Annotated in this window: 2 pseudogenes; both read right to left on the bottom strand. The window is 44.5% G+C overall.

Annotated elements, in window-relative coordinates:
- Positions 1 to 222, bottom strand: a pseudogene (locus HP548_RS00170) (sugar ABC transporter permease); the annotation flags it as partial.
- A gap of 144 nt (positions 223 to 366) precedes the next feature.
- Positions 367 to 934, bottom strand: a pseudogene (locus tag HP548_RS00165) (sugar ABC transporter substrate-binding protein); the annotation flags it as partial.

Here is a 934-nt window from a genome sequence, read left to right as displayed (position 1 = left end):
TACCCACGTTTGCTGCGAGAAACTTCTGGCCGGTTTGTAATCCTGGAAAGCCATCGTCCAGCCCCAGACAGGCACATAAGCAAAGATGATAATGTACGCAAGCAGAGGAACAGACATCCATATGAGCTGTCTCTGTGCTTTAATATTTTGCCAGGTAATCCGCTTCATTTTTGGTTTTTTCTTCGGGCGGAACGGCTTGGTACCCACTACAATTTCCTCCATATTATCAGGCTCCCTATCCATCTTTAAAATCAAAGCAAAACATCGAAAGCGACGTATCTTCCACGATGAAAGACCACGCCCTGCAAACAATTTTTTCAAAAGAATCAGGAAGGAAGGTTATCTTCCTTCCTGACGTTAAGTCTTTTATTTCACAGACCAGTTATCGATTCTCCACTTCAACACTTCATTGATACGATCTTCATACGTTTTGATGTCCAGCTTTTTAATATCGGAAACGTATTCATTCCAAACATTGTCAAACTCTGATGTACCGCTCAAGATTGCTTTTGGCAAATATTTGGTCGACAATTCGTTCAACTTCGTATTGGCAATCTTCGCTGGAGATCCCTCAACCAGATCGACAGACCAAGCAGGGTAAGTCACCGGATTCTCTGGTGGAGCACTGAAGAAATCGACATAGCTGTTGAAACCATAAGCGCCCAAAACTTCCTTATCAAACGGTTTCAAGCTGGCTTGATATTCTTCCGGCTGATTGCTTGCCGAAGTTGCGTTGCCATCACTAAAGTAGCCTTCAACTTTCGGCGCAGTTCCATAAAATGCATCCGCTTTGTTGGCCAGTTTCCAGGCCGCATCTGCGGCATTGTCGCGCTGCTCTTGGGTTTTCATGAAACGGCCTTCGTCATTGACGTAATAGTCTTCATCCTGAATGCCCCAAGTGAGTGTCTTTTGCCAATCTTCTTCCATGAGCTTG

The sequence above is a fragment of the Paenibacillus taichungensis genome, from assembly GCF_013359905.1.
GTDB lineage: Bacteria > Bacillota > Bacilli > Paenibacillales > Paenibacillaceae > Paenibacillus > Paenibacillus taichungensis.
The sequence above is the reverse complement of the archived record's forward strand: the minus strand, read 5'-3'. Positions and strand labels throughout refer to the sequence as shown.